Here is a 20,118-nt window from a genome sequence, read left to right on the forward strand (position 1 = left end):
CCCGCGCCAAAGTCGCCGCCATGTTGAAAAGACTCCTGCCGCTTGCCGCGCTCCTCACCCTGACCCTCCCGACATCCGCGCTCGCACAGGGCGTCACCTCGTCCGCCGATCCGCGCGCGACCGAGGCGGGGCGTCAGATATTGCATCAGGGTGGCACCGCCGCCGATGCTGCGGTCGCGATGGTGGCGGTGCTGACGCTGGTCGAACCGCAATCGAGTGGCATCGGCGGCGGTGGTTTCATGCTGCATCATGATGCCAAGGTCGGCAGCATATCGACGATTGATGGCCGCGAAATGGCCCCTGCTGCCGCCAAGCCCGATCGTTTTTTGGGCACCGACGGCAAGCCGCGCTCGTTCCGCGATGCCATCCCCGGCGGGCTGTCGGTAGGGGTGCCCGGCAATATGCGGCTGATGGAAATGGCGCATAAAAAATGGGGCAAGCTGGAATGGCAGGCGGTGCTGCAACCCGCTATCAAGCTCGCCGAAGACGGGTTTGAGGTCACCCCGGTGCTGCACAACTGGTTGACCCAGTTCGAACCGCTGTGGAAGGATTTTCCCGACGCGCGCGCGATCTATTATGTCGATGGCAAGCCGGCGCCGGTCGGCACCCGCATCCGCAACCCGGCCTATGCCGCGCTGCTCCGCGACGTCGCGGCGCGCGGTCCCGATGCGTTTTATAGCGGCGCCAATGCCAAGGCGATCAGCGATGCGGTGGCCAAGGCGCCGCGCAACAGCGCGCAAATCACCGCCAAGGATATTGCCGCCTATCAGTCGAAGGAGCGTCCGGCAGTTTGCACCACCTATCGCGCCTACAAGGTCTGCGGCATGGGGCCGCCCTCCTCGGGCGCCACTACCGTCTTCGGCATCCTCGGCATGATCGAGGGGTGGGACATGAAGGCGATGGGGCAGGGCAACCCGATGAGCTGGCACCTGCTGGCCGAGGCGATGCAACTGTCCTATGCCGATCGCGGGGCCTATCTGGGCGACGCCGATTTCGTCGACGTCCCGGTGGCCGGGTTGCTCGACAAAAAATATCTGGCTGAGCGCCGCCAGCTTATCTCGCCATTCGGTGCCGCTGGAAAATATGAACCCGGCACGCCGCCCGGCGCCAAGCCGCGCGCCGAAGCGCCGCCGATCCCCGAGCAGGGGACCACCCATTTTGCGGTCGCCGATCAGGCGGGCAACGTCGTGTCGATGACCTCGACGATCGAAAGCATTTTTGGCAGCCACCTGATCGCCAACGGCTATTTCCTCAACAACGAACTCACCGACTTCGATCTGGCGCCGACCAATAACGGCGTGCCGACCGCGAACCGGGTGCAGGCCGGCAAGCGCCCGCTGTCATCAATGTCGCCGACAATCGTTTACGGCCCTGATGGCAAGGTCGTGCTCGCGGTCGGCTCGGCGGGCGGCAAGCGGATCATCATGCATGTCACGAAAGTGCTCGTCGGCGTGCTCGACTGGGGGCTCGACGCCAAGACCGCGATGGAACTGCCCAACCTCTATTTCGGCGACCGCGGGGTGTTGATCGAAGATACGGCGGCGGGCGAGGCGGTCGCCGCGAAGATGAAACCCTTCGGCTATAATTTCACCCCCACCGATCTGGGGTCAAAGCTGAACGCGGTCGAACGCGTCGATGGCGTCTGGCGGGGGGCTGCCGATCCGCGTGGTCCGGGGACTTCATCGGTGGATGGCGCGCCGCCGCAGGGCTGAATACGCCAATCTCGTTATGTCGTCATTGCGAGGGTGGAAGGCTCGTGGCAATCCAGAGCGGCGCAAAACGACTCTGGATTGCTTCGCTTCGCTCGCAATGACGTGTAATTGAAACGATAAGAACAGAAAAACAGTCTCCGTGGAGAGAGATAAAATGAAGCTCAACAACCCCCATCTCGACCATTTCCCCAGCTTGGTCGCGATGTTCTTCGATCGCGCCGAACAGGGCGGCGAAGACCCGTTTCTGTGGCGCAAGGCCGACCGTATCTGGCATCCGCTAAGCTGGCGGCAGGTCGCCAATCAGGTTGCGGCGCTCGCGCATGGCCTGCGTGAGATGGGCCTGAAGGACGGCGACCGGGTGGTGCTGGTCAGCGAAAACCGCCCCGAATGGTGCATCGCCGATCTGGCGATCATGGCCGCGGGGTGCATCACGGTGCCGACCTACACCACCAACACCGAACGCGATCATCAGCACATCCTCGACAATAGCGGCGCCAAAGCGGTGATCGTATCGACCGCCAAGCTGGCGCGTACGCTTATGCCCGCGGTGACGCGCTCCGACGCGCACACGGTCATCACGATGGAGAGCCTGCGCGTCGGGCAACAGGGCGATGTCGCCGTGCGCGACTGGGCGCCGCTTGTCACCGGCGGCGAGGCGTATCTGGAGGAAACGAAGGCGCGCGCCGCGGCGATGACGCGCGATGACACCGCCTGCCTGATCTACACCAGCGGCACCGGCGGCGCGCCGCGCGGGGTGATGCAGCATCATGGCGCGATCCTGCACAATGCGGCGGGTGCCGCCGAAGTGCTGGTCAATGATTTCGGCATCGGCGATGAAGAGGTGTTCCTGTCCTTCCTGCCGCTCAGCCACGCCTATGAACATTCGGGTGGCCAGTTCCTGCCGATCATGGTCGGGGCGCAAATCTATTACAGCGAAGGCCTCGAAAAGCTCGTCTCTAACATCGAGGAAACCCGCCCGACGATCATGGTCGTCGTGCCGCGCCTGTTCGAAGTGATCCGCGCGCGGATGATCAAATCGGTCGAAAAACAGGGCAAGCTCGCCAACTGGATGCTGAACCAGGCGCTGCGCGTCGGCGAAAAGGATTACGAACGCCGCATGGGCGTGCTAGACCGCCCGGTCGACCTGATCCTCGACAAATTGTTCCGGCCCAAGATCCAGAAGCGTTTCGGCGGCCGGATGAAAGCGCTGGTGTCGGGCGGCGCGCCGCTCAATCCCGAAATCGGGGTGTTTTTTCACTCGATCGGGCTGACGTTGCTGCAAGGCTATGGCCAGACCGAGGCGGGACCGGTGATCAGCTGCAATCGCCCTGCAGCGGGCATCAAGATGGACACCGTCGGCCCGCCGCTGATGAACACCGAGGTCAAGATTGCCGACGACGGCGAGATATTGGTGCGCGGCGAGCTGGTGATGAAGGGCTATTGGCGCAACGACGCCGAAACCGCGCGGGTGCTTATCGACGGCTGGCTCCACACCGGCGACATCGGCCATATCGACGACAAGGGGCGGATCGTCATCACCGACCGCAAGAAGGATCTGATCGTCAACGACAAGGGCGACAATGTCTCGCCCCAGCGCGTCGAGGGGATGCTGACGCTCCAGCCCGAAATCCTGCAGGCGATGGTCTATGGCGACAAGCGCCCGCACCTTGTCGGCCTGCTCGTTCCCGATCCCGAATGGATGGCCGAATGGGCCGAGGCCGAGGGGCTGCCGAAAGACCTGTGCCGCCTGCGCGAACATGAAAAATTCCGCGCCGCAATCCGCGCCGCGGTCGACCGCGTCAACGGCCAGCTGTCGGTGATCGAAAAGGTCCGCAAGTTCGACTTTGCCGACGAGGCTTTCACGATCGAGAATGAGCAGATGACGCCGTCGATGAAGATCCGCCGCCATGTGCTGCGCGAGGTGTATGCCGACAAGATTGCGGCGTTGTATAAGGCCTAGTCATCAAAGCAGGCGGGGGTGCGACCCGAAGAGCTCGGCGCAAACCGGTCCCCGCCTGCGACTGAACCGCTGGTTCAGCCTGCGTCCCCCGCCGGTTTGCGATAGGGGACGAATTCGCCGAAAACACAGGTCGGGCCGCGGATACCGCTTGACCGGTCGACCAGATGAAAGAAGTCGCCGCTGCACGTCGATGACCCGAACTGTCGCACGACCATGATGTCGCTATCGCGCGCCAAGCCCGGGCAGCTATTCCTCAGGTCGTTGCGATAGACCAGATTGCCGCCCGACCGGTACAGCAGGATGCTGTCCGACACGCGGATCGTGTCATTGCTGCGATAGCTGGGCAGGCAGCGGATCGGTTGGCCGGGCACTTTTCCAGCCAGCTGTTTGTCGAGCCGTTCGGCCTGTTTCGGGGTCAGAGCCGCCGCGCCCGGTTCGGCGGTGCCGGCGGGCGCGCAGCTGGCGACCAGCGGCGCGGCTGCGAACAGCAGCGCGGCCCCCACCAGGTTCAGCTTTGCCATGACATTGCTCCTTGAGATTGCTCAATATATTGCTGGCAGATGAACGGACGCTGAAGCGGCGCCATCAGGCAGCGTCCTTCAGAGCCCGGATCCGCCCCAGTTCGGCGGCGGTCGGCGCGCGCAAAAACGGGTTGGTCGCGCGCTCTTCGCCAATGCTCGTCGGCACCGTCGCCTCGCCCGCGGCGCGCGCCGCCTCGACTGCGGCGAGCCGTGCGGCAAGCGCCGGGTTGTCGGGATCGACTGTCACCGCAAAGCGCGCGTTCGACAGCGTATATTCGTGCGCGCAATAGACCTGCGTCGCATCGTCGAGCGTACCCAGCTTTTGCATATTGGCGAACATCTGTTCGGCCGTCCCCTCGAACAGGCGGCCGCAGCCCATCGCGAACAGCGTGTCGCCGACAAAGATCGCGGCGTCTGCGGCGAAATGATAGGCGATGTGTCCCGCGGTGTGGGCGGGGACGTCCCACACGCTGGCGACATGGCGGCCCAGGCGCACGCTGTCGCCGCCCGCCACCTGCACATCGAGCGTCGGAATGCGGGCATATTCAGCGGCGGGACCAGTGATCGTGCAGCCGGTTACCTCTTTGATCGCGGCGTTGCCGCCGGTGTGGTCGGGGTGCCAGTGGGTGTTCCAGATGTCGGTGATCGTCCAGCCGCGCGTCGCGGCGGCGGCGAGGACGGGGTCGGCAACCGCAGGGTCGACCACCATGGTCGCTCCGCTTTCGGGATCATGGACCAGCCAGACATAATTATCGCTGAGCACCGGGATGCGGACGATGTCGAGTGCAGCCACGTTGATCTCCTTTCGCTCCGGCCTCTTGCCTTCTTAGACGGAAGCCAGAGGTCGCCGCCTTGGTTGCCGCTGCCGGTTTACGCCTACCACGCGCCGGTGTTGGGCATCGACGCCCAGGGTTCAGCCGGGGGCAGATGGCCGTCCTGCAACAGTTCGACCGAAATGCCGTCGGGCGAGCGGACAAAGGCCATATGACCGTCGCGTGGCGGGCGGTTGATCGTCACCCCGGCATCCATCAGCCGCTGGCAGGTCGCGTAAATATCATCGACGCGGTAGGCTAGATGACCAAAATTGCGACCGCCCGAATATTCCTCCGCAGCGCTGCCGTCGGCGGGCGGCCAATTATAGGTCAGCTCGACCTCGGCGACGCCTTCCTGCCCGGGACAGGCGAGGAAGATCAACGTAAAGCGCCCCTGTTCGCTGTCGAAGCGGCGGGTTTCTTCCAGCCCGATCAACTGGAAAAAGGCGACGGTCGCGTCGGGTTCGGTGACGCGGATCATGGTGTGAAGATATTTGGCCATGCCGCCGTTCTACCCGCGAAGGCTGCGTCCTTCAAACGCTTCGAACAAGTTTACGAATTTATCGGGCACCGGGGTCGGCGCGCCCTGCGATTCGGCGACATGGACGCTGACCTCAAGCCCCGTCGCGCGTAGATCGTCTTTCCCCGCGCCGTGCAGTTCGAACAAAAAAGTCATCGAGCTGCGCCCGACGCGCGAACAGCGCACGCAAATGTCGACTTCCTCGTCGAGCAGGATCGGCACCTTGTAATCGACCTCGGCGCGCGCGACGTGGAATTCCGGGCTGGTGTGGCCCGGCCAGCGGTCATAAACCCCGGCGGCGCGCCAATATTCGGTGATTCCGATGTCGAAATATTCCAGATAACGGCTGTTGAACACCACCGCTTGGGCATCGATTTCGGCATAGCGGACACGTTTGATGACGTGGAAACGAAAGTCGCTGCGGGCCATGATAATCCTTTAGTTTGCCGTCGCGAGCCGCGCGACGTGGTCAGGGTGCCGCGAGCCGCGCGACGGTGTCGATCAGCAGCGCGATGTCGGTATCGCGCGACAGGCGGTGGTCGCCGCCCTTGACCAGCGTCACCTGCACGTCCGCGCTGACGAGCGCGGCGGACAGGCGCAGGCTGATTTCGGGCGGCACGTCGCCGTCCTGCTCGCCGTGCAGCAATCGCACGGGGCAGGCGAGCGCGATAGATCCGCCGAGCAACCGGTTCGCCTCACCCGACTGGAAAAAACCGCGCGTCGTCACATAGGGCTGGTCGCCATATGGTGTGTCCTCGCGCAATTCGCCTTCGGCCAGGATGATCGCCTTTTCGGCGTCGGTGAATCCCCAGTCGGTGAAATCTGGCGCCGCGGCGATCCCGACCAGTCCGGCGACCCGGCCCGGCCCGTCGCGCTGGACCAACGCCAGCGCGGTCAGCAGCATCAGCCAGCCGCCCATCGACGATCCGACGATGATCACCGGGCCATCGCCCTTTGCATCGATCAGGTCGAGCACATCGCCGCGCCAATCGAGCAAATCTTGTTCGGCGAACAGACCCTCAGACAGTCCGCATCCGGCATAATCGAGCAGCAGGCACGCCTGGCCTTCGGCTGCGGCCCAATCGAACAGCGCGGTCGCCTTGCCGCCCGCCATGTCGGACATATAACCGGGCAGGAAGACGATCGTCGGCGCCGCCCCTGCGACATGGCGACAGGCCAAGCGCGGGCGGCCGGGCCGGTCGAGATAGTCGGGAGCGGCGTCCACTTGGGTCAGATGACCCAGTCGATCGTGCTCATCTGCATCACGGCCTGGCCTTTCGCCCGCCGCTTTTCGACCATGATATGATTGAGCCGCTGGATCGTGTCGCTGCCGGTGGTGATGCACCACCCGGGCACGACCGCATGGACCAGCGCACACAGCCCGCCCCAGATCATGGTTACACCGAATTTCGACGCGACGCCGAAATGTTCGATATAATTTTCATCGACGCTCTTGGGATGGTCGACGAACAGGCGCTTAAACATGCGGGTGGCTCCCTTCCGACTGCCGCTGCCCTAGCGAGCGATCGATCGGCTCGCAAGGGCAGGGGGCGGTTGGACGCTCAATCGGCAAGGAAATCGTCGACCGCTTTGGCAAAGGCTTCGGGCTGGTCGAGCATGATGAAATGACGGCTGCCCGACACCATCTGCGCGGTGAATTTTGCGACGCCGACATATTGCGGCTCGAACGCGGCCTTCGCGCGCTCGGCCGGCATCAGACTGTCGTCCTGTGCATAGAGCAGGGTGACCGGCGCTGTCACCGCGGCCAGTTCGCCGCGCATGTCGGTCGTCATCACGTCGTGAAAGACCTGCGCGGTGACCCGTGCATCGGCGGACCGCATCCAGCCGAGGATCGCGGTGCGCCCGGCAGGCTGGTTCGACATGCTGCCGACCATGCTGACCGGGCCGGGATCGCTGACCGGCGTCGTCGGCACAGGTTGGCCATATTGGGCGCGCATCATCGCCGCCATCTGCTCGGCTTGCGGTTTCACGCTGTCGACCGTTGCCGCAGGATTGAACAAGGTGCCGATAAACGGCAGCGCATCGACGATCATCAGCTTGCCGACCTCGTCCGGTGCCCGCGCGGCGATCATCAATCCGGTCAGCCCGCCCATCGAATGGCCGATGATAGCGGGCGCGGCGCGCCCCCGATCGGTGATGCAATTGTCGATATAATCGGCAACCTCGCGCATCATCGGGTCGAGCACTGGCCCCTCTGCATTGATCCCGGCCTCATCGCCAAAGCCGCGAATCTGGATGCGGTGCAGCCGATGCTTGGCCCTCAGTCGATCGGCAGTCGAATCCCAGACCCCGCGCGGGCTGGACAGACCCGGGATCAGCACGACGTCGGGGCCATCGCCCTCGACCTGCACCGTAATGCGCTTGCCCTCGACCATTCCCGTCGGACACGGCTCGGCGGCATCGGCGCGGCCCGCGAGCAGACCGACCGCGAGAAGGAAGGTCGCGGCAACAGAAGTATGTCGATTCATGGCAATCAATCCTTCAGGAAAATATCTTCGATCGGCAGCCCGAACAGGTCGGCGATGCGAAAGGCGAGGGGGAGCGAGGGGTCATATTTGCCTGTCTCGATCGCGTTCACCGACTGGCGCGACACCTCCAGCCGCTCGGCCAGATCGCCTTGGCTCCAGTCCCGCTCGGCACGCAGGACTTTCAGGCGGTTTTTCACGACCCGCTGATCCGCCGCCGGATTTGCGACAGGCCAAGGCCGATCGCCCAGACCGGAACGACAATCCAGCTTTCGACATGCGGCACGACTTTGAAGCTCTCGAGGAAGCCCCAAATTGTTGATACGATCAGCAGCAGGCCAAGCCCGAACAAGGCATCGCTCACGTAGCGCATCTTCAGATATTCGTCGGTTTCTTCGATCAGATAACGATAGAGCGCCCACACGAAGTAGAGGATCGGCAGCGCCGGCAGTACCGCGATCAGCCATAGCAGCGGTCCTGTCGGCTTCAGCCAGTCGTTGACCGAGATGGCGAAGAACAGCGCCGCGACATAGCCGAATGCCCAGACCAACCCTCGGCGATTATAGCGGCTCAGCGCCGGTGAGTTGCATCCGGCAAGATTTCCCCCGCGCTCGGCGGACCGGATCATGGGGATCAGCAGCAGCATCGGCGGTAGCATCACGGCCATGCTCCAAAAGCCGTTCAGGCCGACGACGCGGGCAAAAATGCCGGTCCCGAATGTGGCGACCATGAATGCGAGGCCCCACAGCAGTGGAGCGCGATGCCGCGGCATGGGGGAATCTTCGGCCATCTCAGACGCTCTGCTGGCGCAGCGCGCACGGCTTGGCGTTCATGGTCGCGACCATCAGCACGGGGATGACGACGATCAGCGTCTGCGCCGACGATTCGGGAATCAGCTCAAAGATGCTGGCGACGGCGACGAGCACGCTCGCAGCCGCCCATGGCAGAGCGCGAAGAATTTGTGGCATTGGTCAAGCTCCCTTGTTAATCGGTAAAGGAACATTGACAGTAAGCCCGATCAAAGTCAAGCGAAATTGACAAGAGGATTGGTTTGCTTGTCACCATGAATCGTTGTGACGGCTGGGAAACAGGTTCGGCGCCGCGTCCCCGCGATGCCGCAGCCGCCAGTTGAAGAGGTGTGCGCTCGCCAGCGCCAGCGCGCCGAGAGAGGTTAGCAGCCGGTCTGCCGCGGCGCGATCCGCTACCGCAATCCATCCCTCATGCGCCGCCAATCCGGCCGCCAGCAGCGTCAGGCCGACGCCCGCCAACACGCCGGGCATCAGCCCGCCGTGGCGCCGCCAACCGTCGGTCATCGCGATCAACGCGGCTGGCACGGCCAGCATCAGGATCGCCGCGTGAAACCACTCGGGCATTGCGATCCAGCGGCTGAGCGCGGGTGCGAGCAGGATCAGCAGCGGCAACGCGAGGCAGTGGGCGAGGCAGGTCAGCGATAATCCGACCCCAAACAGGTCGGCAAAGCGCGGACGCGCGGCGGGAAGGCACATAGGGGAATCTTTCGCGGGAGGGGCTGCGGTGCGAGATAGTGATACATTGTATCATTGCAAGCGTGATTGTGAATCCGCCCCTTGCCGCCCCCACCGCATGCTGGCAAAGGAACCCGGCAATTTTGCCCAGAAAGGCTATAGTTTCGATGTCCCAGATGATCCGCGTCACCCTTCCCGATGGCTCTGCCCGGGACGTCGTGCGCGGGACTACCCCGGCGCAAATCGCCGCCGACATCGGACCCGGTCTGGCGAAGGCCGCGCTTGCCGCCAAGATCGACGGAGAACTGCGCGACATCATGCGCCCGCTGGAGGAAGACACCAATCTGGCGCTGGTGACGAGCCGCGACGAGGCCGAAGCGCTCGAACTGGTGCGCCACGACTTTGCGCATATTTTGGCCGAGGCGGTGCAGAACCTGTTCCCCGGCACGCAAATCACCTTCGGCCCGTCGACCGGCGACGGCTTTTATTATGACTTCGCGCCGACCGCCGAGCACGGACCGTTCCGCGATGAAGAACTGCCGTTGATCGAGGAAGAGATGCGCCGGATCATCGCCGCCGATCTGCCGCTGACGCGCGAAGTGTGGGAGCGGGACAAGCTGATCGCGAAATGGCAGACCGATGGCGAGACGTTCAAGGCCGAATGGGCGGCTGAGCTGCCGGCGAACGAAGAACTGACCGTCTATCGTTCGGGCGGCCAAAGCGGAGAGGGGGGCTGGATGGACATGTGCCGCGGCCCGCACCTCGCCTCGACCGGCAAGCTCGACCCCACGGCGTTCAAGCTGACGCGCGTGTCGGGCGCCTATTGGCGCGGCGATCAGAAAAACGCTCAATTGAGCCGCATCTACGGCACCGGCTGGCTCAACAAGAAACAGCTCGCCGAACATCTGGTGCGGCTTGAGGAAGCGGCGAAGCGCGACCACCGCAAGCTGGGGCAGGAGATGGACCTGTTCCACCTCCAGGCCGAAGCGCATGGCTCGGTGTTCTGGCACCCCAAGGGCTATATGATCTGGCGCGAGTTGGAGGCCTATATGCGCCGCGCGATCGACGGAGCAGGCTACCGTGAGGTCAAGACGCCGCAGGTGATGGACGCGCGGCAATGGGAACAGTCGGGCCACTGGGGCAAATATCGCGAGAATATGTTCGTGATCCCGGATGAAGTGCCGAACACAGAGGATGAAGGCCCGATCGTTTCGGACGACGCCGAGTGGATGGCGCTGAAACCGATGAACTGCCCGGCGCATGTGCTGATTTTCCGCCAGGGGATGAAATCGTACCGCGACCTGCCGCTGCGCCTCTATGAAAACGGCTGCTGCCACCGCAACGAACCGCATGGCGCGCTGCACGGTCTGATGCGGGTGCGCCAGTTCACGCAGGACGACGCGCATATCTTCTGCCGCGAGGATCAGATTGTCAGCGAAGTGCAGGCGTTCTGCGCGCTCGCCGATCGTATCTACAAGGAATTTGGCTTCTCCTATTCCATCAAGCTCGCGCTCCGCCCCGAAAAGCGGTTCGGGACTGAAGAGATGTGGGACATGGCGGAGACCGAGCTGCGCGCCGCGGTTGCCGCCGCGGGCCTCAACACCCCCGACTATGGCTGGGAAGAATTGCCGGGCGAGGGCGCCTTTTATGCGCCGAAGCTCGAATGGCATTTGACCGACGCCATCGGCCGGACGTGGCAGGTCGGGACGATCCAGTCCGACCGCGTCCTCCCCGACCGTCTCGACGCATCCTATATTGCCGAGGACGGCGAGCGCCACCGCCCGGTGATGCTGCACCGCGCGATCTTTGGCAGCTACGAACGTTTCATCGGCATCCTGATCGAACATTTCGCGGGTAAGCTGCCCGTGTGGCTGGCGCCGGTGCAGGCGGTCGTCGCGACGATCGTCAGCGACGCCGATGACTATGCCAAGGATGTCGCGGCGCAGTTGGCGGCTGCTGGGGCGCGCGTCGAAACCGACCTGCGCAACGAAAAGATCAACTACAAGGTCCGCGAACACAGCCTGGCCAAGGTTCCGCACCTGCTCGTCGTCGGCAAGCGCGAGGCCGACGAAGGCACGGTGGCGATCCGCACGTTGGGTCAGGAAGGCCAGCGCATCATGCCGCTCGCTGAAGCGATCACGCTGCTGCAGGGTGAAGCGACGCCGCCCGATCTGCGCCGTTGATCGCAACGCCGGACCGTCGCCCACGCCGGTGGCGGCGCTGGCTGTTGCTGGTGGCGCTGCTCGGCGCTGCTTTGCTCGCCAAGGGCTATTGGAACGCGACGCGCGACCCGGTCATCCGCACCGCGGCGGTCGCGGTCGCCGACTGGCCGGTCGAGCAACCGCCGCTGAAACTGCTGTTGCTGTCGGACATCCATGTCGCCGGTCCCGACATGCCGCCAGAGCGGCTGACGCGAATCATCGCGCAGCTCAATCGACTGCGCCCCGACCTTGTGCTGATCGCGGGCGATCTCGTCAGTGAGAAGCGCAGCGCGACGCATATCTACACCGCCGCCGAAGTCGTCGCGCCGCTCGGCAAGCTGCGCGCGCCGTTGGGCGTCGTGGTTGCGCCGGGCAATCACGACCATTGGTTCAAGCCCGACGCGCTGCGCGGCGAGCTGGAACGGCGCGGGCTGCGCGTGCTGCAGAATGAAGCGATCAAGCTCGGCCCACTGATCGTCGGCGGGGTGGATGACGATTATTCGGGGCATGACGATGTCCCCGCGACGATCGCCGCGATGGACCGGCTCGGCCCCGGCGTTCCGCTGATCCTGTCGCACAGCCCCGACATCGTCCCGGACGTGAAGCGCCCGGTCGCTGCAATCTTCGCGGGCCACACCCATTGCGGCCAGATACGTTTCCCGTTCGTCGGCGCGCTAAGCTATGTCTCGCGCTACGGCGACCGCTTTGCGTGCGGCGCCATGACCGACAACGGCCAGCGCGTGTTCGTCGGGGCGGGGTTGGGGACCAGCCTGCTGCCCCTGCGTTACAACACCCCGCCCGACGCGTGGCTGGTGACGCTGGGACCACGAGGCCCCGACAAATGATCGACCTGCACAGCCTGGTCGGCATCGCCCCGCTCACGCTCGCGGGGGCCGCGGCGATGACATTTGGCGCGGCCTATGTGCGCGGGCTCACCGGGTTCGGCATGGCGATTATCCTCGTGCCCTTGCTCGGACTGATCATCACCCCCGGCGAGGCGGTGGTGCTCGGTATCCTGTTGCAATTGCTGATCGGGCCGGTTGGACTGAAGGTGATCCTCGCCGATGCCGACCGGTCGACCGCGGTGCCGATCGCGCTGATCGCCATGGCGACGACCCCGATCGGCATGATCGCGCTCGATCTGGCGACCCCCGATGTGGCGCGGCTGCTGATCACTCTGATCGCGGTCGGTGCGTTCGTCGCGGTGCTGCTGCCCAAGCAGCCTGAGGGGCATCGTCCCGGTCGTATCGCGATTGGCGGCACCGGGATCGCGTCGGGCATATTGACCGGCTTTGCCGCGATGCCGGGCCCGCCGGTCGTCCCATTCTATCTGCGCCGCTCGCTGCCACCCAGCGTCGCACGCGCATCGATGATGCTGATCTTTTTTGCGACCGCCATCGCCGGGACGCTGGCGGCGATCTGGGTCGGGATCGCGACCGGACGGCTGCTCATCCTGTCGTTGCTGCTCTTCGCGCCGATGTGGCTTGGCAACCGGATCGGCGGGCGCCACTTCGGCAGCGTCGCGCCGCATGTGTGGCAGGCGATGGTCGCGGTGGTGCTGGGCATCGCCGCGGTGGCTGCAGTGGTGCGAATCCTGAACTGATCTTTGCCGTTCGTGTCGAGCGAAGTCGAGACACGGTGAGGTCAGGCACCGCCGATGGGTGTCTCGACTTCGCTCGACACGAACGGAATTTGAAGGCGGCTAAAGGCTCCGCAGCGCCTGCGCCGGTTTCGCCGACAACAACGGCCAGCTGCCCGCGATGCCGATCAGGAACGACAGCCCGGCGCCGCCGATCAGCGTCGCGCCGACGATCAGCGGATCGGGAGCAAAGGTGAAATCGAACAGGCTGACCACGACATAGCGCGCCGCGATCAAACCCAGCCCGAGCGCCAGCACCGCCAGCACCGCCGCCAGCACCGCATATTCCATCGCCTGCGCCCCCAGAATCTGGCGTCGCGTCGCGCCGAGCAGTTTCAGGATCACGCTGTCATACACCCGCCGCTCGCGGCTGGCGGCGATCGCGCCGATCAGCACGGCGATCCCGGCGAGGATCGCGATGCTCGCCGCCGCAGCGATCGCCTGACTCATCTGGGTCAGCAAAGTCGTCACCTGCGATACGACATCGCGCACCGCGATCAGCGATGCCGAGGGGAAGGTGCGCGGAATGCTGCGCGCCAGTTCGGTTTCCGCCTTGGCATCGACCGCGACCGTCGCAACCATATTATGCGGCGCCGCGTCGAAGGTGCCGGGCGAAAACACCATCACATAGTTCAACCCGAAATTGTCCCAATTGACGGTCCGGAACGACGCGACCTTCGCCTGCACCTCGACCCCCAGCACATTGACGCTCAGCGTATCGCCGATCTTGAGGCCCAGCGAGGTCGCGACCTCTTGCTCGACGCTGACCAGCGGCGGTCCCTTGTAATCGGTGGCCCACCATTGTCCGCCCACCAGCTCGCTGCCGTTGGGCGGCACCGCGCTATAGGTCAGCCCGCGGTCGCCGCGCAGCACCCACGCGCCCTCGGGCAATTCGGCAAGCTCGTCAACGCGCTGGCCGCGAAACTCGGTGACACTGCCGCGCAGCGCCGGAATCATGTTGATCTGGGCGTCGGGTGCGGCCTTGGTCACCATCGAGCGAAACTGCGCCGCGCCGTCGCGCGGCACGTCGAGCACGAAAAAGCTCGGCGCGCGCTGTGGCACGGTGCGCGAAATCTCGTTGGTTATGCTGGTCTGGATCGCCGCGAGGGTGACGAACAGAGTCAGCCCCAACCCAAGTGCGACCACGAGCGCGCCAGTCGCGGCGCCGGGGCGGTGCAGGTTGGCGAGTGCGAGGCGGAACAGCGGGCGGCGCGGGCGAGGCAGCCGGCTTGCAGTGCGGCGCACGAGCCAGCCCAGACCGACCAGGATCAGCAACAGACCGACCGCCGCACCGATAAAGCCCAGCGCAAACAACGGCTCGCGCGCGGTGCCGACCGCCAGAGCGACGATCGCCATCAGCGCGGCCGCAACCGCGATCAGCGCGGGCCGGTCGATCCGCGCGCCCTTGTCCACGGTGGCGCGATAGAGTCCCGCCGCCGGGATATGTTTGGTGGCCGCCAGCGGTGGCAGCGCGAAGGCGATCGCGATCAGCAGGCCATAAGCGGCGCTAACCGCAAGCGGCAGCGGATAGAGCGCGAAACCGGGCCGTACGGGCAGGACGTCTCCTGCGATAGCTCCGATGGCGACCGGCGCAAGCGCGCCGACGATCAATCCGGCGAAGATCGACACCGCGGCAACCGCCAATATTTGCAAGCCATAGATGCGCAGCACCGTCGCGCTATCGGCGCCCAGCACTTTCAGCGTCGCCAAGCCGGGACGTTTGCCCGCGAGGTAGCTCGCCACCCCATTGCCGACGCCAATTCCTGCGATCACTAGCGCGGCGAGACCGACGAGCGACAGAAATTGCCCCATACGTTCGATGAAGCGCCGCGTTCCCGGCGCGCCGTTGCTGCTGTCGGTGATGTCCCATCCGGCGTCAGGGAATTCTGCGGTGAGTGCTTTGCCCACGGCTTCGGGATTGGCGCTGGCGGGCAGGCGGACGCGATATTTGCTTTCGTAAAGGCTGCCCGGCTGAATCAGCTGCGTTGCGGGCAGGTCGGCGAGGCCGATGATCGCGACGGGGCCAAGAGTGAAACCTTCGCCCAACCGGTCGGGTTCTTCGGCGATGACGCCGTCAATAAGGAACGGTTTTTCGCCGAACTTCACCTGCTCGCCGATTTTCAGGTCAAGCCGCGAGGCGAGATCCTTGCCGATCCAGATGCTGCCCGCAGGTGGCGGGCCGCGGCGCACCCCGCTGTCGAGCCGCATCGTGCCATAGAGCGGATAGGCGCCATCGACCGCTTTCAGCTCGGACAGCAAGGCGTCGCCGTCCGGCGCATTGGCCATCGCGCGCATCCGTACGGTTGCCGACGGCGTGCCGGCGCGGCGGAAGCCTGCCATTTCGTCGGCCGTCGCTTCGCGCTGCGGGATGCCGAATTCGATGTCGCCGCCCAGGATCGTCTGGCCGCGCACCTCGAGTTCCGAGGTGATGCCGCTGGTCAGGCTGCCGATCGCCGCCAGCGTCGCAACGCCAAGGAACAGGCAGACCGCGAGCAGGCGTAATCCGCGAATCCGCGTCGCCAGATCGCGACGGGCAATCCGCCAAAGAGCCGAAAACGGGAGCATTAGATCAACACCCCCCTTGGCCCGTTCGTGTCGAGGGCGTCATCATGCCCGTTCCTCGATGCGCCCGTCGTGCATCACGACCACCCGGTCGCAATGCTCGGCCAATTCAGGATCGTGGGTGATGATCAGCAACGTCGCGCCCAATGCGGCACGGCGGGCGAAGATCAGGTCGATGATCGCATGGCCCGTCGCGGTGTCGAGATTGCCGGTCGGCTCGTCGGCAAAGATGATCGCGGGTTCGCTCGCCATCGCGCGCGCGATCGCGACGCGCTGCTGCTCGCCGCCCGACAGCTGTGCCGGATAATGGGTCAGCCGATGGCCAAGGCCAACCGCTTCAAGTTCGGCCGCCGCGCGCCCGAACGGATCGGAGATCCCCGCCAGCTCGAGCGGAACCGCGACATTTTCCAGCGCGGTCATCGTCGGCAGCAGGTGAAATGCTTGCAGCACGATGCCGATGCGCCCGCGCCGCGCGCGCGCCAGTTCGTCCTCGTCCATCGTGGTGAAATCCAGCCCGGCGACGCGGATCGTCCCGCCATTGGCGCGCTCGAGTCCGGCGAGTACCGCCATCAGCGAGCTTTTGCCCGACCCCGACGGCCCGAGCAGCGCGACCGAAGCGCCCGCGGGAACCTCCAGGTCGACACCGCGCAAAATTTCGACAGGGGACTTGTCGCTCCCCAGGGTCAGCGTCACATTATGGGCGGCGATCGCCATTTCGGGCGAAGGTCGATCTGCGGTCAAGAAAGGACCCTTTGGAAATGAGAACGACCGGATGGCGCTCTTACGCACTATATGGTTGCGCCATCGCGCTTTGCCAACCGCTCGCCGCGTGCGGATCGGCGGAAACCCCGGCGGCTTCGACCAACGACAAGGTCGCAGCAAAAGCGGCCCCCGTTATCCCCGCCGACGCGGCGCTCGTCATCGCGTTCGGCGACAGCCTGTACGCCGGCTATCAGCTGGGGCCTAAAGAGGGTTTGGCGCCGCAGTTGCAGGCGGCGCTGGCCGCCCATGGCGTCGTGGCGCGGGTGCAGAACGCCGGGGTGTCGGGCGACACGACCGCGGCGGGGCGCCAGCGGCTGACCTATGTCCTCGACAATGCAAAGGTGAAGCCCGCGCTGGTGATCCTCGGGCTCGGCGGCAATGACATGCTGCGCGGCATCGGCCCCGACCAGACGCGCGTCAACCTCGACGCGATGCTGGCTGAGCTGAAAAAGCGCCAGATTCCGGTGCTGCTTACCGGCATGATGGCGGCGCCCAATCTCGGCAGCGATTATGCGAAGAAATTCAATCCGATCTATCCCGAGCTGGCGGGAAAATATGATGTCAGCTTCTATCCGTTCATTCTCGACAATGTCGTGACCGACAAGGCGCTGATGCTCGGCGACAACATGCATCCCAATGCGAAAGGGGTGGCGGTGGTCGCCGAGGCATTGGCGCCGCTGGTCGAACAGGCGCTGCCAAGCGCGGGGTAGTCCTTTTCTTCGTCATTGCGAGCGCAGCGAAGCAATCCAGAGTGTGCGTAAACCGATCTGGATTGCTTCGCTGCGCTCGCAATGACGATTGACTTCGGCGCGCTCTAACTCCCCCGCGGCCCGAACAGGATGATCGCGGCGCCGCCCAGGCACACCGCGGCGCCGATCAAATCCCATCGGTCGGGCCTGGCGCCCTCGACCGCCCACAGCCACAACAGCGCCGCGACGATATACACACCGCCGTAAGCGGCATAGCTGCGCCCGGCATGTTCGGCATCGACCAATGTCAGCAGGTAAGCGAACAGCGCCAGCGACGCGATGCCGGGGACGAGCCACCAAACCGACTTGTCCAACCGCAGCCACGCCCAAAAGGCAAAACAACCTGCGATCTCGGCGAGTGCGGCGGCGATGTAGAAGAATGCGGTCATGGATCGACCGTGGAGAGTTGCCTGGCGAAAGGGAAGGGGGTTGTAGCGGAGGGAGGGGGCGGCTGTCGGCTTTGGGGTGGGAAGCCGTCATTTCCTGATCCTCCCCGGAACGGGGAGGTGGCAGCCCGCAGGGCTGACGGAGGGGTCGAAACCTCGCGCCATGACGCACCGTCGCGGCCCCTCCACCCCCGCTTCGCGGCGGTCCCCCTCCCCGTTCCGGGGAGGAACTTTATGGCAACTTCTGGTCAAACCCGCCATCGCGCTCGCCCAACAAAAAAAGGGCGACCCGCAGGCCGCCCCTTCCCTTTTCTTCGCGGGTTCCGAAAAATCAGAACGCGAAGCCGACGCCTGCGACGAAGGTGTCGAAGTCGCCGAAGTTCTCGATGAACTGGTGACGATATTCGGCCTTGGCGTACAGGTTCTGGCCCAGCTTGTGCTGGTAACCGGCACCGACATAGGGATCGTCGATGTCGCTGAAGGTGTAGCCACCGGTGACATAGGCCTTGCCGTTCGCGCCAACCTTGGCGCCGACGCGGCCGCCGGCCGAGAACTGGACATCCGCACCGTCGACCAGCACCTTGTCGCCGGCGACTTCGGCGCCGATGAACGCGGTCGAACCGAGGTCGAAGTCATAACCCGCGGCAAGGCCAGCGGTCGCTTCGTCGATGCCGTTGCCGGTGATCAGGCCGCCGCGCACTTCGACGCGGCCTTCGCCGCCTTCGGCTGCCATGGCGGGGGTTGCAACGATGGCCGTCAGGAGAGCGGCTGCAACTGCGAATTTTTTCATTTATCGTTCCTTCTACATGTATGCGGCCACGCCCTTTGGGTCGTGGTCCATCGCGTAGATGGCCTTTGCAGCTGTCGCTTCAATGAACGGATTGTTCAGAATGTGACAATTTTCTTACCTGTGTTATTTTTACCACACGGTATAGAATAGGTATGCGCTCTTTCGGCCATGAAAACCACGGATTTTGGCAGTTTGTCTTAGAGGGGAGAAAGGCGCCGAGGGCAACTTCAGCCGAGCGCGGCCTGTTTTTCCTCTGCGATGCGGTCGAGTTCGGCCCGCGTCGGCTTGGTCGCGGCGCTTTTCAGCTGACCGCACGCCGCCATGATGTCGCGCCCGCGCGGGGTGCGCACCGGCGCCGAGATTCCGGCCTTGAAAATCAGGTTGCTGAACGCGCGCACCCGCTCGGGCGACGAACATTCATACATGGCGCCGGGCCAGGGGTTGAACGGGATCAGATTGACCTTGGCATGCAGCCCATATTCGCGGATCAGCCGGACAAGCTCGCGCGCATCGTCGTCGCTGTCATTCTTGTCCTTCAGCATCACATATTCGAAGGTGATGCGCCGCGAATTGCCCGCGCCCGGATAGTCGGCGCAGGCCTTCAGCAATTCGTCGATGCCATATTTGCGGTTGAGCGGCACGATCTCGTCGCGAATTTCTTTGCTCACCGCGTGCAGCGACACCGCCAGATTGACGCCGATCTCTTCACCGGCGCGCGCCATCATCGGCACCACCCCGCTGGTCGACAGGGTGATCCGGCGCCGCGACAATGCCAGGCCGTCGCCGTCCATGACGATCTTCAGCGCGCCCTTGACCTCATCGAAATTATACAGCGGTTCGCCCATGCCCATCATCACGATGTTGGTCAGGATGCGCCCGTCGGCAGTATAGTGACCGCCGTCTTCTTCGTCGTCGCCGTCCTCGGGATCGGGGCCGAAACCGGCCATGGTGCCCTTCGGCCATTCGCCGAGCTCGTCGCGCGCCAACATGACCTGCCCGACGATCTCGCCCGCCGCCAAGTTGCGCACGAGCCGCATCGTGCCGGTGTGACAGAAGCGGCAATTGAGCGTGCAACCGACCTGGCTCGACACGCACAGCGTTCCCCGATCGGCGTCGGGGATAAACACCATTTCATATTCCTGGCCGTCGGCGGCGGCGAGCAGCCATTTGCGGGTGCCGTCGCTCGACACCTGCGCTTCGCGCACCGTCGGGCGGCCGATGATGAAACGGTCGGTCAGCCACGGGCGCATGGCCTTTGCGATGTCGGTCATTGCCTCGAAATCGGTGACGCCGCGGTGGTACATCCAGTGCCAGATCTGCTTGGCGCGCAGCTTGGCGCCCTTGGCATCGAGCCCCGCCTCGACCAGCACGCCGCCGATCGCGTCGCGGGTCAGCCCGACCAGGTCGATGCGGTTGCCGCCGCGCAACGGGACGGTGCCCGTCGTGACGGGGTCGATATGGCCGGGAATCTGCATGATGGGCGCGCATATAGGGCGGAAGGGGGCAATGTGCAATTGCGGCCGCGTGTTGGCGG

22 protein-coding genes are annotated in these 20,118 nt (G+C 64.6%); 6 read left to right on the forward strand and 16 right to left on the reverse strand.

Features of this window, described 5'->3' with window-relative positions; all coding sequences use genetic code 11:
- Positions 1 to 20 precede the first annotated feature (20 nt).
- Positions 21 to 1,712, forward strand: a complete 1,692-nt coding sequence (gene ggt / locus J2X44_RS07235) for a gamma-glutamyltransferase (protein WP_310088851.1) — start codon at positions 21 to 23, stop codon at positions 1,710 to 1,712.
- Between the two features lie 154 nt (positions 1,713 to 1,866).
- Complete coding sequence (locus tag J2X44_RS07240) at positions 1,867 to 3,672, forward strand: long-chain fatty acid--CoA ligase (RefSeq protein WP_310088852.1); 1,806 nt, start codon at positions 1,867 to 1,869, stop codon at positions 3,670 to 3,672.
- Between the two features lie 74 nt (positions 3,673 to 3,746).
- On the opposite strand, the gene J2X44_RS07245 is transcribed toward J2X44_RS07240, so the two are convergent.
- The 11 genes from J2X44_RS07245 to J2X44_RS07295 all read right to left on the reverse strand — a co-directional run bounded on the left by J2X44_RS07245 (position 3,747) and on the right by J2X44_RS07295 (position 9,516).
- On the reverse strand, positions 3,747 to 4,193 hold the full coding sequence (locus tag J2X44_RS07245; RefSeq protein ID WP_310088853.1) for a hypothetical protein: 447 nt from the start codon (positions 4,191 to 4,193) through the stop codon (positions 3,747 to 3,749).
- Between the two features lie 64 nt (positions 4,194 to 4,257).
- Entirely contained in the window at positions 4,258 to 4,986 is a 729-nt protein-coding gene (gene gloB, locus J2X44_RS07250; protein ID WP_310088854.1) for a hydroxyacylglutathione hydrolase, read from the reverse strand.
- Positions 4,987 to 5,069: 83 nt separating this feature from the next.
- A complete protein-coding gene (locus J2X44_RS07255; protein WP_310088855.1) occupies positions 5,070 to 5,507 on the reverse strand; it encodes a VOC family protein in 438 nt (145 codons plus the stop codon).
- A 9-nt stretch (positions 5,508 to 5,516) separates the two neighbouring features.
- On the reverse strand, positions 5,517 to 5,954 hold the full coding sequence (locus J2X44_RS07260; RefSeq protein ID WP_310088856.1) for a thioesterase family protein: 438 nt from the start codon (positions 5,952 to 5,954) through the stop codon (positions 5,517 to 5,519).
- Positions 5,955 to 5,994: 40 nt separating this feature from the next.
- Complete coding sequence (locus J2X44_RS07265; RefSeq protein ID WP_310089347.1) at positions 5,995 to 6,759, reverse strand: alpha/beta hydrolase; 765 nt, start codon at positions 6,757 to 6,759, stop codon at positions 5,995 to 5,997.
- The gene (locus tag J2X44_RS07270; RefSeq protein ID WP_037556512.1) at positions 6,756 to 7,010 is read right to left on the reverse strand and encodes a DUF6356 family protein; all 255 of its coding nucleotides are present in this window, start codon (positions 7,008 to 7,010) and stop codon (positions 6,756 to 6,758) included. Before J2X44_RS07270 ends, J2X44_RS07265 begins: the two co-directional genes overlap by 4 nt.
- A gap of 77 nt (positions 7,011 to 7,087) precedes the next feature.
- Positions 7,088 to 8,014 (reverse strand): alpha/beta hydrolase, encoded by a 927-nt coding sequence (locus J2X44_RS07275; protein WP_310088857.1) that lies wholly within the window; start codon positions 8,012 to 8,014, stop codon positions 7,088 to 7,090.
- 5 nt (positions 8,015 to 8,019) lie between these two features.
- Positions 8,020 to 8,211 carry a helix-turn-helix transcriptional regulator gene (locus tag J2X44_RS07280; RefSeq protein ID WP_079637060.1) on the reverse strand — a complete coding sequence of 64 codons (192 nt, stop codon included), beginning with the start codon at positions 8,209 to 8,211 and terminating at the stop codon, positions 8,020 to 8,022.
- Complete coding sequence (locus J2X44_RS07285) at positions 8,208 to 8,783, reverse strand: hypothetical protein (RefSeq protein WP_310088858.1); 576 nt, start codon at positions 8,781 to 8,783, stop codon at positions 8,208 to 8,210. Before J2X44_RS07285 ends, J2X44_RS07280 begins: the two co-directional genes overlap by 4 nt.
- Before the next feature lie 19 nt (positions 8,784 to 8,802).
- Positions 8,803 to 8,979 carry a hypothetical protein gene (locus J2X44_RS07290; protein WP_310088859.1) on the reverse strand — a complete coding sequence of 59 codons (177 nt, stop codon included), beginning with the start codon at positions 8,977 to 8,979 and terminating at the stop codon, positions 8,803 to 8,805.
- A gap of 90 nt (positions 8,980 to 9,069) precedes the next feature.
- Positions 9,070 to 9,516, reverse strand: coding sequence for a MerC domain-containing protein (locus J2X44_RS07295; RefSeq protein WP_310088860.1), 447 nt, complete (start codon positions 9,514 to 9,516; stop codon positions 9,070 to 9,072).
- Positions 9,517 to 9,662: 146 nt separating this feature from the next.
- Here J2X44_RS07295 and thrS point away from each other — a divergent pair, with 146 nt between their 5' ends.
- Genes thrS through J2X44_RS07310 form a run of 3 tightly spaced genes read left to right on the forward strand, consistent with a single transcriptional unit; the run spans position 9,663 to position 13,299 of the window.
- On the forward strand, positions 9,663 to 11,678 hold the full coding sequence (gene thrS, locus J2X44_RS07300) for a threonine--tRNA ligase (protein WP_310088861.1): 2,016 nt from the start codon (positions 9,663 to 9,665) through the stop codon (positions 11,676 to 11,678).
- Positions 11,675 to 12,541: a metallophosphoesterase gene (locus J2X44_RS07305; protein WP_310088862.1), complete on the forward strand. Its 867-nt coding sequence runs from the start codon at positions 11,675 to 11,677 to the stop codon at positions 12,539 to 12,541. Before thrS ends, J2X44_RS07305 begins: the two co-directional genes overlap by 4 nt.
- Positions 12,538 to 13,299 (forward strand): sulfite exporter TauE/SafE family protein, encoded by a 762-nt coding sequence (locus J2X44_RS07310; protein ID WP_310088863.1) that lies wholly within the window; start codon positions 12,538 to 12,540, stop codon positions 13,297 to 13,299. Before J2X44_RS07305 ends, J2X44_RS07310 begins: the two co-directional genes overlap by 4 nt.
- A 99-nt stretch (positions 13,300 to 13,398) precedes the next feature.
- Here J2X44_RS07310 and J2X44_RS07315 read toward each other — a convergent pair whose 3' ends face one another.
- Both J2X44_RS07315 and J2X44_RS07320 read right to left on the reverse strand, forming a co-directional pair.
- On the reverse strand, positions 13,399 to 15,900 hold the full coding sequence (locus tag J2X44_RS07315; protein ID WP_310088864.1) for an FtsX-like permease family protein: 2,502 nt from the start codon (positions 15,898 to 15,900) through the stop codon (positions 13,399 to 13,401).
- A gap of 42 nt (positions 15,901 to 15,942) precedes the next feature.
- A complete protein-coding gene (locus J2X44_RS07320) occupies positions 15,943 to 16,611 on the reverse strand; it encodes an ATP-binding cassette domain-containing protein (RefSeq protein ID WP_310089349.1) in 669 nt (222 codons plus the stop codon).
- Between the two features lie 44 nt (positions 16,612 to 16,655).
- Here J2X44_RS07320 and J2X44_RS07325 point away from each other — a divergent pair, with 44 nt between their 5' ends.
- Positions 16,656 to 17,369: an arylesterase gene (locus tag J2X44_RS07325; protein ID WP_310088865.1), complete on the forward strand. Its 714-nt coding sequence runs from the start codon at positions 16,656 to 16,658 to the stop codon at positions 17,367 to 17,369.
- A 104-nt stretch (positions 17,370 to 17,473) separates the two neighbouring features.
- On the opposite strand, the gene J2X44_RS07330 is transcribed toward J2X44_RS07325, so the two are convergent.
- The 3 genes from J2X44_RS07330 to rlmN all read right to left on the reverse strand — a co-directional run bounded on the left by J2X44_RS07330 (position 17,474) and on the right by rlmN (position 20,059).
- The gene (locus J2X44_RS07330) at positions 17,474 to 17,797 is read right to left on the reverse strand and encodes a YnfA family protein (protein WP_310088866.1); all 324 of its coding nucleotides are present in this window, start codon (positions 17,795 to 17,797) and stop codon (positions 17,474 to 17,476) included.
- Positions 17,798 to 18,125: 328 nt separating this feature from the next.
- Positions 18,126 to 18,584 (reverse strand): hypothetical protein, encoded by a 459-nt coding sequence (locus J2X44_RS07335; protein ID WP_310088867.1) that lies wholly within the window; start codon positions 18,582 to 18,584, stop codon positions 18,126 to 18,128.
- Positions 18,585 to 18,811: 227 nt separating this feature from the next.
- A complete protein-coding gene (rlmN, locus tag J2X44_RS07340) occupies positions 18,812 to 20,059 on the reverse strand; it encodes a 23S rRNA (adenine(2503)-C(2))-methyltransferase RlmN (protein WP_310088868.1) in 1,248 nt (415 codons plus the stop codon).
- Positions 20,060 to 20,118: the final 59 nt, after the last annotated feature.

It is taken from the genome of Sphingopyxis sp. BE259 (assembly GCF_031457495.1).
Classification (GTDB): domain Bacteria; phylum Pseudomonadota; class Alphaproteobacteria; order Sphingomonadales; family Sphingomonadaceae; genus Sphingopyxis.